The organism is Sphingobium sp. TomTYG75 (genome assembly GCF_054771635.1).
This window is the reverse complement of record NZ_BSRE01000002.1, coordinates 236,791-251,128: the sequence shown is the minus strand read 5'-3', so window position 1 is coordinate 251,128 and position 14,338 is coordinate 236,791. Positions and strand designations below refer to the sequence as shown.

At 60.6% G+C, this 14,338-nt stretch carries 11 protein-coding genes; 4 read left to right on the top strand and 7 right to left on the bottom strand.

All coding sequences use genetic code 11. The features are described 5' to 3' along the window. Window positions 1-30: 30 nt before the first annotated feature. A complete protein-coding gene (locus tag ACYU81_RS14860; RefSeq protein ID WP_196227476.1) occupies window positions 31-501 on the top strand; it encodes an Lrp/AsnC family transcriptional regulator in 471 nt (156 codons plus the stop codon). A 3-nt stretch (window positions 502-504) separates the two neighbouring features. On the opposite strand, the gene ACYU81_RS14855 is transcribed toward ACYU81_RS14860, so the two are convergent. The 3 genes from ACYU81_RS14855 to ACYU81_RS14845 all read right to left on the bottom strand — a co-directional run bounded on the left by ACYU81_RS14855 (window position 505) and on the right by ACYU81_RS14845 (window position 3,473). Beyond that, a complete protein-coding gene (locus ACYU81_RS14855; protein WP_460989112.1) occupies window positions 505-1,722 on the bottom strand; it encodes a dicarboxylate/amino acid:cation symporter in 1,218 nt (405 codons plus the stop codon). A 5-nt stretch (window positions 1,723-1,727) separates the two neighbouring features. Continuing rightward, the gene (locus ACYU81_RS14850; RefSeq protein ID WP_460988396.1) at window positions 1,728-2,750 is read right to left on the bottom strand and encodes a methyltransferase; all 1,023 of its coding nucleotides are present in this window, start codon (window positions 2,748-2,750) and stop codon (window positions 1,728-1,730) included. A gap of 84 nt (window positions 2,751-2,834) precedes the next feature. Beyond that, window positions 2,835-3,473, bottom strand: coding sequence for a TetR/AcrR family transcriptional regulator (locus ACYU81_RS14845; protein ID WP_460988394.1), 639 nt, complete (start codon window positions 3,471-3,473; stop codon window positions 2,835-2,837). A 121-nt stretch (window positions 3,474-3,594) separates the two neighbouring features. Here ACYU81_RS14845 and ACYU81_RS14840 point away from each other — a divergent pair, with 121 nt between their 5' ends. The 3 genes from ACYU81_RS14840 to ACYU81_RS14830 are packed head-to-tail and all read left to right on the top strand — an operon-like array spanning window position 3,595 to window position 7,197. Further along, window positions 3,595-5,577, top strand: a complete 1,983-nt coding sequence (locus ACYU81_RS14840) for a flavin-containing monooxygenase (protein WP_460988393.1) — start codon at window positions 3,595-3,597, stop codon at window positions 5,575-5,577. A gap of 56 nt (window positions 5,578-5,633) precedes the next feature. Then, complete coding sequence (locus ACYU81_RS14835) at window positions 5,634-6,701, top strand: hypothetical protein (RefSeq protein WP_460988392.1); 1,068 nt, start codon at window positions 5,634-5,636, stop codon at window positions 6,699-6,701. Next, window positions 6,679-7,197 carry a VOC family protein gene (locus ACYU81_RS14830; protein ID WP_460988391.1) on the top strand — a complete coding sequence of 173 codons (519 nt, stop codon included), beginning with the start codon at window positions 6,679-6,681 and terminating at the stop codon, window positions 7,195-7,197. Before ACYU81_RS14835 ends, ACYU81_RS14830 begins: the two co-directional genes overlap by 23 nt. 76 nt (window positions 7,198-7,273) lie before the next feature. Here the strand turns inward: ACYU81_RS14830 and ACYU81_RS14825 are convergent, their stop codons facing one another. The 4 genes from ACYU81_RS14825 to car all read right to left on the bottom strand — a co-directional run bounded on the left by ACYU81_RS14825 (window position 7,274) and on the right by car (window position 14,320). Further along, entirely contained in the window at window positions 7,274-8,263 is a 990-nt protein-coding gene (locus ACYU81_RS14825) for an NAD(P)H-dependent flavin oxidoreductase (protein ID WP_460988389.1), read from the bottom strand. Window positions 8,264-8,395: 132 nt separating this feature from the next. Further along, complete coding sequence (locus ACYU81_RS14820; protein WP_449469110.1) at window positions 8,396-9,613, bottom strand: MFS transporter; 1,218 nt, start codon at window positions 9,611-9,613, stop codon at window positions 8,396-8,398. A gap of 88 nt (window positions 9,614-9,701) precedes the next feature. Then, complete coding sequence (locus ACYU81_RS14815) at window positions 9,702-10,760, bottom strand: NAD(P)-dependent alcohol dehydrogenase (RefSeq protein ID WP_460988388.1); 1,059 nt, start codon at window positions 10,758-10,760, stop codon at window positions 9,702-9,704. 17 nt (window positions 10,761-10,777) lie between these two features. Further along, the gene (gene car / locus ACYU81_RS14810; RefSeq protein WP_460988387.1) at window positions 10,778-14,320 is read right to left on the bottom strand and encodes a carboxylic acid reductase; all 3,543 of its coding nucleotides are present in this window, start codon (window positions 14,318-14,320) and stop codon (window positions 10,778-10,780) included. Between the last annotated feature and the right edge of the window lie 18 nt (window positions 14,321-14,338).

The following is a 14,338-nucleotide window of genomic DNA, read 5'->3' as shown; positions in this document are numbered from 1 at the left end:
CATGGCGGCATGCAGATAAGGAATGGGCGGATGACAGCGCCGCCCTCATTGGACGCGCTGGACAATAATATCATCGAAATCCTGCGGACCAATGGGCGAGCGACCAATCAGGATATTGCGCAGCAGCTATCGGTGACCGCCGCGACCGTTTCGGCACGGTTGCAGAAGATGGAAGATGCGCGCGCCATGCGCGTGGTCGCCGTGACCGACTTCGCCGCCAGGGGATATAATGTCATCCTGGCCGTGGGCGTCAGGGTGCAGGGGCGCGGCATTCAGGATGTGGGCCGCGATCTGGCGAAATTCCCCGAGGTGCTTAGCGTCAACGCGATGAACGGCGGATATGACCTGGAACTGATGGTGGCGCTGCACGATTTTTCCGAGGTTCAGCAATTCCTCTACGATCATATTTCCGGCATCGAGGGTGTTGCCCATATCGATTCCGGTATCGCGGTGGATATCGTGAAATATGAATTCAATGTGGTGCCCCTGGGGCCGACCTGACTTTCACGGGATCTGCTCTGCGGATAGTGACGGCTTTGGCCTGATGGCGCAGGCGGCGGCGAGATCGTTGGTTACATTGCCCACCGTGCGAAACAGGTCCGGGATAGCCTCGATCGCGAGAAGCAACGGCAGTGCTGTGACGGGAATGCCCGCAGCGATGCAGACAGGGGCGATCGTCGCGAAAAAGGATATTTGGGCCGGAAGACCTACCGCGCCGAGGCTGATGGGAACGGCGACCAACGCGATCAGCGCAAGGGTCGCGGCCCCAGGAAAGATGCCGTGCATATGCCCGAGATAGATGGTGACCGCGACGTTTGCGGCGACACTGGCCGCGCGGAATAGCGAAACCGCCATCGGCAGCACGATGGCAGTTGTTTCTTCGGGAACATCCAGCTCGCGGGCCGCATCCACCATTACCGGCAAGGTCGCGAGTGATGATTGGGTGCCCAGTGCTACCGCCTGAGCGGCCAAGGCCGATCGCCCGAAGCGCAATGGGGAGCGACCGCCTGCAAAAGCTGCCCAGATATAGGCGAGCAGCGTGGCGGCAAGGCAGCAGGCTATGACAACCGCCACATATTGGGCAAAGGCGCCGACCACGCCGACGCCCAGCTTGGCGCCCGCGCCGAATGCCAAGGCGGCTACGCCGACAGGTGCAACCGCCAGCACCCAACCCACGATGATCAGCATGGTTTCGACCAGTCCGCGCAGCAGTCCAAGCAGTGGATCGGCCAGGTCCGTGCTGATGCGGGAGATGGCGAAGCCGAAGAATATCGCGAATGTGACGAGCGGCACCATGGCAGTTTCGGCGGCGGCCTTCAGAGGATTTGCAGGAATGATTCCGCGAAACCATTCGCTGTGTGAAAGAGGGGGAGGGGAGGTGCCTCCGGCCTCCACCAATCCTTGGGTGACGGGCCATAGCCGCAACAGCCCTTCTGCCAATACTGCCGCTGTTACAGAGGCTGCGGCCAGCATCAGGGCGAAGAGGATGAGCGCGCGGGTCGTGATGCTGCCAGCAGCGGCATTGCGGGAGGCGGAGGCGATGCCGGTGACGAGCAGGCCGAAGATCAACGGGACCACCGTCATGGTTAGGGCGTCGAGCCACAGACTGCCGATCGGCAGCAGGATTTTACCGACCCACTCCTGTGTCCGTCCGCTGGTAGCGATGCCTGCAATCAGGCCGATGAGAAGACCGGCAAGAAGGTGCAACGGCCGACCCTTCACCGCGATCAAGCTGCGCTGTCCTTTCGTTCGATGATCGCGGCTATGAGCGCGATGCGGTCGACATCGGAATAGGCCTGATTTTCCAGTTCTTCGCCAAACACATCCGGGTCGATTTCGGTGTAGCGTAGTGCGCAGTTCCGCGCCGCCGCAAGATCAGCCAATCGGTCCTTCAGCTTGTCGCGGCCACCGACGATCGCGCTACCCGTATAAAGAATGAAGCGCCCGTCAGCTGTCAGCCGGGAAAGGGCTTGCTGTGCCATCATCAGCGATACTTCAGCACCGTGCATGCCCCCGCCGTCACGATAGGCGCGGCCTGCGGCGTCCATGATATAAGGAGGGTTCGCGAGCAGGAGGTCGAACGTCCCATGTGTCGCGGACAGGTCCCCGGTCTGGAGGAAGCGGGCCGTGATACCGGCGGCCTGCGCGTTGATGCGGGCGAGATAAAGCGCGAGGGGATTGATGTCGGTCATCAAAATATCGACAGCAGGGCAAAGATGACCCGCTACAATCCCGCCTACCCCAGCGCCCGTGCCGATATCGACAAGCCGCGCGCCCTTCTTTTGCGGGCATCGAGACAATTCATCGCCGATCAATCGCGCGAAACGATAGCTGTCAGGCCCGAAGAATACCGCTTCCTGACAATCGGTTGGATAAGCGGAGTGAAGGAATAGGTCGTTCCCAAGCGATGACACGCGGAAGCGGCTTTTCAGGCCGTCTTCATATCTTTCCAGTGCGTTGGCCTTTGTCAGGATGCGAGCAAGTTCCGGGTCCAGCAGCTTCGGATCGAACGGTAGCGACCAGCCGAAAATATCCCGTAGGTCATGGGCGGGCCGACGCGACGCTCGTTCGACAACCCGTGCATGCGTGGCGGGCGTGGGGGTGATGAAACTATATCCACGGTTCTTCAGGACGTGTAGCAGATCAAGCAGAACGGCTGCCCGGCCGTCGCCAGCCACGATGTTCCCGTCGGTGCTATCTTCTTCCGATGGCTTGACCGCCACCGGTGCCCCCAACTCTATGTGCTCCATGCCCGCTTCTCCCATCATGATGGCAAAACGCGGAGAGTGGCGTGTCGGGTCCCGTTATCGCATTTCTCTGAAGGGGTGGGAAAGTCAGCTGTCCATTTTGCCCAGGTTTGAACGGATGCCGTTCAGGAACAGTCCCGTGACCAACCGTGCATGCGCGGCCATTTCGCTGAGCGTAAGCGGAGGCTCGCCGAACAATAAGCGGCGTTGCCATTCGCCAAAGGCCATGGCGACGAATTGCATGGCGAAGCTGCGGCTTTCCGCGGCGGAGGCGCCTTCTTTCTTCAACATCGCCGCAACCGGACTGACCTGATACCGTTCAAACTGGTGACGAGCGATCTTTCGCAGTTCGTCGAACTCTCCGCCTTCCCGGTAGATAAGCCGGGAAATCCGCATGCTGCGCGTCGAGGAAAGCTGGCGCTGCATTTCCGTCGCGTAGGTGACAAGGCGCGTGTGCAGATCACCCTGTAGCTCGGGGACGTCCGGCTGAAGCTGTGCGCCCGAATATTCGAGGCAGGCGGCAAAAAGCGCCAGTTTGTCGGGGAAATGATTGTAGAGGGTGCGGCTAGAAACCTGCGCCTTTTCCGCGATGTCGCGCAAGGATGCTGCGTGAAAGCCTGCGCGGGCAAATTCCTCCACCGCGATGAGAATCAGGTTCATGCGCTTCTGTTCGGCCGCCTCCGCCGTCGGGCGGCCCGCTCGCCTCTTGGTGCTCGTTTCATTCATCTTTTGCCTCGTCGCGCAGCGGAAGAGCAATGGCAAGCAGAGTTGTCATTGACCAATTACACACTAATGTGTAATATATTCTCATCGAGTCCGAAAGCGGGCGCATATGAGGAGAAACGGGATGCACGAACGGGTGCTGGACATGAATGCCAGGGTCGATGCCGCGATCGATGCGCTGGACCCCACCATGGCGCTGATGGCGTTGATCCAGATGACCGGCAATCGGACGCTGCTGAACCACTATTGGGATGCGATCGACGGCCGCCAGGAAGAGCTGGTCGAGACGTTCGTCGATATCCATGCGCATGAAGAACGGCCTGCCATCGATCCGGCCGTGGTCGCCGAGATCCGCGATCGCCTGCGCGTGGCGGTAAAGGCCGGGAAGCCTCCGGTCATGCCGCAACTGGACCGGCCGATGTTCAAGCGGATGAGCCGTTTGCTGCTGGGTCAGGACCTTCCCGAAATGTCGGTGGATGTCGCGTTCCAGCATGCCGGGTTCACCACCGACACGCGCATTCGCAAGGCGGCCGATGTCCCGCCCGCCGATTTCAAGGTGCTGGTTGTGGGCGCGGGCATGATGGGCATCAACGCGGCCATCAAATTGCAGCAGGCGGGATTTGACTTCACCGTGCTGGAGGCGATGGACACGGTTGGCGGCAACTGGCTGACCAACACCTATCCGGGCGCGGCGGTCGATACGCCGAGCCGCATCTATTCCTTCTCCTTCGAGCCCAATGCTTCCTGGACGCAATTCTACCCGCGCGGCCAGGAATTCCTGTCCTATTTGGATCGCGTCACCGACAAATATGGCCTTCGCGACCGGATCCGGTTCGGCACCTGGGTCGAGGGTGCGGAATGGGACGAGAAGCGCAAGATCTGGACGGTGAAGGCGATCCGGAACGGCAAGCCGGAAAGCCATGAGTGCAACGTCCTCATCATGGCGGTGGGACCCAACAACAATCCCAATTATCCCAAGGTGAAGCATCTCGACAGCTTCAAGGGGCCGGTCATTCATTCGGCCGCCTGGGACCATTCGGTCGATCTGACGGGCAAGAAGGTCGTCCTGGTCGGCACGGGCTGTTCGGGCGTACAGGTGGCGACGGCCATTGCCGACAAGGTCGGCGAGCTGGTGATCGTGCAGCGCCAGCCGGAACATATCATCCCCAATCCGCAGGCCCATGCGCCGGTGGCGGAACTCGAGCGCTGGGCGATGGAATATGTGCCCTTCGTCGCGCAGTGGAAGCGGCTGCAAAGCCTGCACAGCCAGATGCGCGACATGCACGGCATGATCATGAAGGATGAGGACTATGCCGCGAAGACGGGCGGTTTTGGCCCGATCAACGACGGCATGCGCATGATGTGCGAAGGCTATCTGAAGAGTCATTTCCCGGACGATCCGGAGATGGTGGAATTGCTGACACCCAACTTCCCGGTGTTCGCCAAGCGGCCGATCCTGGATTGCGGCTTTTACGACACGCTCAAAAAGCCCAATGTGTCGATCGTGCGCGGCGAATTGGCCGAGGCCGAGCAGGACGCGGTGATCCTGGCCGATGGCACGCGGATCGAATGCGATGTGCTGCTGCTGTCGACCGGCTATAATCTGCATTTCGGGCGGCAGTTCGACATTCGCGGCGTCGGCGGCGAAACTTTGACGGACGCGTTCGACCCGCATCCCTTCTCCTATGAAGGCATGCTGATCACCGGCTTCCCCAACTTCGTCTTCATGGGCGCGCCCTACAGCTATCTGGTCGCCAACCATGCGGTGGTGAGCGAGCAGCAGGTCCATTATATCATCGAACTGCTGCAATGGATGGTGGACGATCATCTGTCATCCTTCGATGTGTCGCCAGAGGCGACGCAGGCGTTCATCGACGATGTCGATGCGAACCTGGCCAAGACCGCCTGGGTCCAGTGCGGCAGCGCCCATGGCTATTATCGCGACAAGGGCGCCGACGGGCAGAAGAAGGTCATCCTCGCCATCCCGCGCCACAACTCGCGCATCTGGCATGTCCTGCGCTCGCCCCGCGAAGAAGACTTCAACGTCACGCGCGCCGATGATGCCGCCAAGCCCGCACCGCGCGAAATGGAAATGCTGACCATTTGATCCGCTTCCGTAAACAGGAAACGGATGAAAACCGAATACCATTAGGAGACTAGATGATGCTTCGTGATCTCGCTGAGCAATTCCGCCCGGTCGCACCTCCGCAGTTGATCGATAAGGCGTATACGGACGATCAGCATGCGCGTTTGTTGAGCGTTGCTCGTAACAATGGTCCTTGGCCGTTGATGCTGGCAGAAAACTTCAAAACGCCAGAGGAGGTTATCGCCACGACTTCAGGCGCAGGCAAGAAATTGCCGGAAGGGGTCAAGCTGACCTGGGACATGATTGGCATCTATCCCGGATTTCGAGGATATTTGGCGCGGGGGGGAACCTGCTTCTACCCGGAGATCGAGGATTGCTATTACAACTCCCGCTTTCTCGAGCTGGTGCGTAATTATTACGACTGCCAATATGCCGAGCCGGAGACCTTCCTCTTCAATATCCAGGGACCAACCCCCCTTGGCGGGCCACCCCATCTGGATGGCACTGTCTTCCGTGGTTTGACGATGGAAAACACGCCGCTCTGGCTGCTGCTGACCATGGCGAAGTCCTGCCTGTTCAATCGCTGGCGCTCGAAGAAGGGCCAGGTGATCGCCTGGTATTATAAAGGTAAGATCGGCGGCGGCTTCAACTGCTGGCCTGATGGGCCGAGCGGTGAGGCCATGCAGATCAACGCCCCCATGTGGGGCCGTGCGGTGGTCGTCGAAAACGAGATGACGTTCCACCATGGACAGGCTGCGGGTCCGGTCGCCATGCGCAGGCCGCAAGGGCTCGACATCAGTTCGACCTTTGGCCCTGATGCGCAGGATCCGACCGGCTGGCAGATCGAAACTTTTGGCAAGGTCACCCAGAAGGTGCCGGAAGAGGAAATGCGCTTCCTGGTTCATTGGGGCGCCCGCCTGTTCAAGGACATGGACGATTTCAAGCTGACCTACGATCACCGAGACGACATCACCCATGAGCAGGCGATCAACATGCTGATCGAGGACATGAAGAAGCGTGGTGTCCAGTTCGAAGTGCCGACCGACCCCATGAACGACAATGCGTTCGTCGGACTGCTGGCCACGGTCTATGATATTGGTGGTCCTACGAACATCCCGCCCGATGCAATGGATCAAGCTGCCTAAGGGCGGCTTCATCCACCGCTTCACGCAGTTCGGCGACCAGTCAATCGCTGTGCGAGAATGTCAGAATAGGAGACAAAACGTGGCTATACCCTCTGGCAAGAACGGCAACACCGATTTCATGTTCACCAAACTCCAGGTCAAGGACCTGGACAAGGCGGTGTCCTTCTATTCCTCGGCCATCGGTCTGGTCGAGATGAACCGCGTTGAAGCGGAAATCAATGGGCGGAAAGTCAGCGAAGTCGTGTTTATGCCGACCTACGAGGGTGGGCCGCTGTTCATTCTTGCTCAGTTCCACGACACCCAGACGCCTGCCGCAAACGAGTTAATTCTGGGCCTGGCAACGAAGGATATCGCCGACCTGATCGCCCGAGTGGAAAAAGCCGGTGGACGTGTTCTGGAACCAGCGCGGGAAGTTCCCGGCATGGGCGGCATGCAGGTCGCCTTTGTTGCCGATCCGGAGGGTCACATGCTTCAGCTGAGCCAGAACGGCGGTTGATTTTGCAGGAAACAGGCTCGCGAGGAGCGATGGCGCTTTTCGCGAGCCATGTGCCGGTCTGAGCAGTCGCAGCGCCTTATCCCATAGGCGGATCTGCCTCCCCGGTCAGCGCCACGGCGCGGCCCAGCGCCTCGCGGCATTCGCCCACGATGCGCTCGATCAGTTCGGCGCATGTCGGAATGTCGTCCATCAAACCGATGCCAAGCCCGGCCCAGACCAGCCCGCCATCCACTTCGCCACTCTCCAGCGCAGCGCGACCACGCGCACCGGCGACCAGCGGCCGAATATCCTCGAAGGTCGCGCCGGGCTCTCGTTCCTTGACGTTCACCTCCTCCGCGACGGCATTGCGGAACACGCGGGCCGTGTTGCGCAGCTGGCGGAAGATCAGCGTCGTGTCGCGCTCCGTCCCCTGCACCACCGCCTGCTTGATCGCCTCATGGATCGGCGCTTCCTTGGTCAGCATGAAACGGGTGCCCATGGTCACACCCTCCGCGCCCAGGGCCAGAGCCGCCGCCATGCTGCGCCCGGTCGCCATGCCGCCCGCCGCCAGGATCGGGATGTCCAGCGCCCGCGCCGCAGCGGGGATCAGCACCATGCCCGGAATATCATCCTCGCCCGGATGACCCGCCGCTTCGAACCCGTCGATCGACACGGCATCGACGCCTGCACGCTGGGCCGACAGCGCATGGCGGACGGCAGTGCATTTGTGGACGATCTTGACGCCCGCCTGCTTGAACCGAGCGATGAACTCGGCGGGACTGCGCCCGGCGGTCTCGACCACGCCAACGCCTGATCCAGCAATGACTTCGGCATAGGCTTCGTAGGGAACCGGCTGCGCGGTCGGCAATATGGTCAGGTTCACGCCGAACGGCTTGTCCGTCATCGTGCGGCACCGCTCGATCTCGGCGGCCAGCGCCTCGGGCGTCGGCTGGGTCAGCGCCGTCAGTATGCCGAGGCCACCGGCATTGGACACCGCCGAAGCCAACTCGGCGCGGCCCACCCACTGCATGCCACCCTGGATGATGGGATAGCGCGTGCCAGTAAGCTCGGTAATCCGGGTCTTCATTCCACCATTCCCCTTTGATCAGGCCGCTTCCGCCTCGCCTTTATCCTGCGTCCCAACCGCCAGCACTTGTATGCGGCAGACAGCCCAGCGCTTCTGCTTAATTTTCGAAGGTAAGAGCAAGGATGAGAATCTTCACGACGCCAAGGCTCTACCGCCCTGTGTCCGGCTCATCCAAGCAAAGTTGATAGCCGCGCCGAAAGATAGAGCCATGAGCAGCAACATAGCCACATGATAGTTGTTCGTCGTATCGCGAAGCCATCCTGCGGCCGGAGCGCCGAATGTGAAGGGCAGGGTGAATGCGCCCAGAAATCCTATAGTACGCGGAAATGCCGCTACCCCGAATATCTGGGCGACGAGAACCGCAACCAGCGGGAAAATGGCCGCTCCCGATATGCCCATGATTATCATCGCCAGCGCCAATGCTGGAAACCAGCCACTTGCTGAAATTAGGATCCAACTGACGGTCAATCCTGCACCGGCAGCACTCAATGTGCGGGCGGGGCCAAATTTATCACAAGCCAGTCCTGCCAGGATGGACCCGAATATGCTTGCAAAGCCCTTGATAGACAGGAGCAGCGCTCCCCAGCGGGCCGCGACCCCATATTCGGTTGCGATGGCAACGATATGGGCAGACCCGGTGATGGTACTCGCCTGAAGGACACCCTCGCCGATCAACACCCCCCAGAACAGCGGATGCGAGAGGATGGAAGGTCGTGAGCCCGCAGCCACTGTGGCGCTTTCGGGGCAATCGCTCTGCGGTGGCTCCGAAATGCCCAGCAGTACGGGCAGGAGCAAAATGTGCAGTACCGCTAGGGTCACGAAGAATGCCGGCAGACCAAATCTTTGTATGACTGCAAGGCCGAGCAGGGGAATGACAGTGACGAATAGCGGAATATACGCAATCCCGACCGCCCTTCCTCGCGCCTGTGGATGCCAATTCCCGGCCAATATACTAGGCGGCAAGCCTCCGAGCAGAGAAGCGCCAGGGCCGATCGCGAGCGTGCATACGATAAGTGTAGCCTCAATCGATTGCACCAAGGCAAGCAGAAGATAGCCCGTTATCGAAAGCACAGCACCGGTCATCATGGTGTTGCGCAGGCCGATCCGGGAAATCATTCCCGCGACGATCAGACCCAGCCCGCTCATCGCCAGCACCGTGAGGGCAAGGACCATCGCCGCCATGCTCCGCGTCGTGTCGAAACGGGCCTGAATCGCCAATATGCTGACCGCAAAGCCGCCAAACGCGCACCCTGTGGCTGTGTTCTGCGCGAGAAATGCCCGGACGAGCATCATGCGCGCTGTCCGCCTGTTCGGGTCAGCGGCGGCGCGCCGTTGCGCAAGGCTGCTCATATTATGGCGATCCCAAAAAAGTGGAGAAGGCGAGCGTAGCCGTCACGTCAACTGTGACGAGCGGCTACCTTTGCTCACAATAGCTGCCTCATTTTTCCCGTAACGATGCGTTATCGATGACGAATCGGTAACGCACGTCGCCCTTTTCCATGCGCTCATAGGCGGCATTGATGTCCTGAATGTTGATCAGTTCGATGTCGCTCGCGATGCCATGCTCTGCGCAGAAATCGAGCATCTCCTGCGTCTCGGCGATCCCGCCGACATTGGAGCTGGCGACCGACTTGCGGCCCATCATCAGCGACACATTGTGCAACGGCGGATCGATCGGGCCGAGCAGTCCCAGCAGGATGAGTGTCCCGTTCCACGCAAGTGTCGCGACATAGGGATTCACGTCATGCGCGTTGGGAACAGTGTCGAGGATGAAGTCAAAGCTGTTGGCCGCCGCCGCCATCTGCGCCTCGTCAGTTGACAGCACGACATGGTCCGCGCCTAGGCGGCGCGCTTCTTCCTCCTTGCCCGGGCTGCGGGTGAAGAGCGTCACTTCGGCGCCCATCGCCTTGGCGAACTTCAGCCCCATATGACCCAAGCCGCCAAGGCCGACCACCGCCACCTTGTGCTCCGCGCCGACCTTCCAGTGACGCAACGGCGAATAAGTGGTGATGCCTGCGCACAGCAGTGGCGCGGCCGCCTTCGGGTCCAGGCCGTCGGGGATGCGTACCGTGAATTTTTCCGACACGACGATATTTTCGGAATAGCCGCCTTGCGATGGCATGCCGTCATGCCGATCCGCGAACCCATAGGTGGGCGTGGCATATTCCACGCAATAGGGTTCTTCGCCCGCGTTGCATGGCTTGCACTTCTGGCAGGAGTCCACATAGCAGCCCACCCCAACCATGTCGCCGGGCTGGAATTTGCTGACGCTGCTCCCGACAGCCGCCACCCGGCCAACGATCTCGTGGCCAGGAACAGTCGGATAGGTGACATACCCTCCGTGATTGCGGACGTGATGCAGGTCAGAATGGCACACGCCGCAATAGAGGATATCGATCGCCACGTCGTCGGCACGAAGATCCCGGCGGGCGAAGGAGAAGGGCTCCAGATCGGTATCGGAGGCCAGCGCGGCATAGCCTTTGGTCAATTTGGTCATGACTGTGTCTATTGTCCTTAGATGAGGCCGAGACCGGAGAGGTCAGCCAGATATTTGCCGATCAGTTCGCGCGACAGATGCGGGACATCCTTGGCAGCGCCCACTTCATGCCGGATCACATCCGCGCGGAAGCGGGCGGAAGGAACGCTGGTCCCGAATTCTCCCGGCATCTGATATTGTAGCTGGTGCAGCAGCGGCAGCGACGAATGTTGCCGCCGATCCTCGGGCAGCGCACGCATGGCGGTGCCGAAACGTTCGAGCCAGTCGGCGTAATCCTCGATCCGTTGGACCGGATATCCGGCGGCGTCTATCCAATCGACGAAGCTGTCCAGCGAAATGCCGTCATCATGGGAATTGATGACATGGTAGGTGCGATAGCCGCTCGTCGCCTTGGCCCCCAGGACGGCGATGGCCTCTGCCGTGAAGTCCACCGGCAGCCCGGGATAATGTGGCTTGGCCGTGCCGCTGTAGAAAGACCGCGGCGCCAGCCCCGTAACCACGATGCTGAGCAGCAAGCGGGTGAACATGTCGGGGACGTTGAGTTGCCCTTCATAACGGCTGTGCGCCAGGATCATGTCTGAGCGGAAGGTCGCAACCGGCAGGCCGAAGCGATCATGCGCATCCCGCAACAGAACCTCAGCCGCCCATTTGCTGTTGGCATAGCCATCGGCATAGCCCTCGCTCGACAGCGGCCGGACGGAGGAAGTCGTGCGTACGTCGGCGTCTTCGTCGATCATCACGCCGTCCGGCGTATGGGCCGCCGCCACGGTCGAGACATTGTTGATGGGCTTTAGCCTATGCGTGATGCCCAAGCGGATGACCTCCGCCGTGCCTGCGACATTGGGGCCGAACAGCTGATGATAGGGCAGGACGTGGTTCACCAGTGCGCCTGGATGGACGATCAGATCCACATCCTGGGCCAACCGCTTCCAATCGGCATCGGCAAGGCCAAGCTGCGGTTCGCCAAGATCGCCTGCCAGAACCTCCAGATGCGCGTCGGCGAGTGCCTCGAAGCGGCTCTTAAGTTGCGGGTCGCTGCTGAAGACCTGCGCGATGCGCTGCCGTGCCGCTGCTGCGTCGCGACCACGCGCGACGCAGATCAGCTTGCCGCCTACGTCGGCCATGCGCTCCAGCCATTCCAGGCTTAGGAACCGCCCCAAAAAGCCGTTCGCTCCGGTGAGGAAAACCGTCCGCACTTCCGTCGAAGGAGGCGAGGCGTTGCGCGCCGCGTCGAGGACACTGCCATCGATGAAGCGATCCAGCGTCAGGTCGCTCGCGCGGATCTCCTTCGCACCGGCGCCGTGCACCGAAGCAAAGGTCGTTCCCTTCGCCTCGCCACTCCGACCCCGTTCGATGAACTGGGCGAGGTCCTGCATGCTTCCGGCAGGGCTGTTGATGACCGATACCGGCACATCGATGCCGTAAATATCTTCAAGCAGCAGCGAGCAGGACACGGCCGAGAGCGAGTCTCCACCCAGATCGGAGAAGCTCATCCGCTTGGAAAGATCGACATCCTCCAATCCGAGCGTCGCCTTGACGGCGCGGGCGACGGCTTCGAGCACGGGAAGCTCCTTGCCTTCACGGCGCAGCGCCTCAAGCTCATCCTGCTGGCTTGCCGCGATCCTGTCGTAAACGGCTTCAAGCGCGCCGGTATAGCGTTCCTTGAACTTGGGCCGCTGATATTTGCCGATGCCCGCCAGCAGGCCATTCTCTGCGCTGAAGGGCTCATGCTCGACGATGAAGTCGCGCGGCACTTCATAAGGTTGCAACTGTTCGGCGCGTGCGATGTTCTGGATCGCTTCGCGCAACGCGTCCTTGATCGCAGCCGGGTCATCGGCAATCCCCATCTGCTGGAGCGTCGCTTCATTGGGCACAAAGACGCCCACCAGAAATGCGCGCTCGCTGCTGCCGTATAGATAGACTTGCCGAATGAGCGGATCGCCGTTGGTGAAGATCGCCTCCAACCGGGCAATGGCGACGAACTCGCCCTGCGCGAGCTTCAGAACATTGTTGCGGCGATCGATGTAGACCAGATGGTCAGGGGCAATTTCCTGCATGATGTCGCCGGTCTTGTAATATCCGTCTTCGTCGAAAACTTCGGCGGTCACATCAGGTCGCTTGTAATAACCAAGCATGATGCTCGACGTCTTGATCCGCAACTCACCGCGCGGATAAGGCTTATCGGTCTTGAAATAGCCAAGCTCAGGCACGTCATCCAGCTTATAGTCGATCACTGGCGGACGAACGACCCGGTTGTCGGTCAGCACTGCGGCGACTTCGGTGGCGCCATAATTATTGCCGAGCTTGTAGCCCAGACATTCTTCCATGAACTGCGATAGTTCAGGGGCGAGCGGGGCCGAGGCGAATGAAGCGACGAGCAGCCGCCCGCCGAGGAGAATATCGCGGGTTTCGCGCAGCAACTCGGCCTTGACCGTGTCCAGGTCCGCGCCGGGTACGGAGCGCCGGTCGAGCGCGACCTGATATTGCTGGTAAATCATTTCGCACACGCGCGGGACCAGCATCATGTAGCTCGGTCGACAGATGCGCATGTCGTCGAACAGTTCGGACAGGTCCTTCTTGCCCGTGAAATAGCCAATGCCGCCCAGCCCCAGGAGCGAGAAGACGATGCTCCGCCCTGACGTGTGGTTCATCGGCATGTAGATGAGGTTGATCATCGGCATGGGCGAATCGACGAGCCACAGCTGCTTGATCATCCGCTCAGGCAGCATCGCGCCCTTGGGCAGGCCGGTGCTTCCCGATGTGTAGTAGATGGTGGAGAGCCGCTCTCCGTCCGCCTTATCGAACAGTGGCGCGGGCGGCATCGCGCTGCCCTCCGCCAGAGCCGTTTCCAGCGTGACCAGCAAATGCGACAGACCCGCATCGGCGAGCTTTGCCCGGGCGGCCTCGAACCGCTCGCGCTCGTCATCAACCTCCGGATGATAATCGAACAGCAGCACACCGCGCGGACGATGGCCCTGGATGACCAGTTCGGCGGCCGTTTCGATATATTCCAGGCTGACCGCCAGCCAACTGGGCGCCACCTCGTTGAAGATGGACAGCGATTGCTGGAACGCGCCATTGGCCTGAAGGGGAACCGCCACTGCCCCATTGTGGATCGCGGCAAGATCGACCGTCGCAAAGTCCACGCTGCCAAAGGCAAGAAGGCAGAGAAACTCATCGGCTCCCAGCGACTCATCAGGATTATTGTGCCAGAAGGCGGCAAGTCGACGCGCCCGGTCCCATAACGTGGCGTAGCTTGTCGTTTCGAAATGCTTCTGGATTTCCCGCGTGGTGCGCCCGGTCGCGGGATCGACCTTCAGTTCCACCGCGCGCTCGGCCAACGCAGGTCGGTCAGCATAGCCCTCCATGCAAATTGCCACGATCTGGGCGAAACCGAGACCGCTGCGACGCTTTGCAGTGTTGATTGCAGGGTCCGGTATCGCTGCCGCGACTTGCGGATCGGTTTCGATCAATAACTTCAGCCGTGTTGCAATGCCTTCGGCATAATCATCCATCGACACCGTGTATTGCGAGCGATCCAGCTTGTCCTGAATACCCATATCACCTCTCGAAATTAT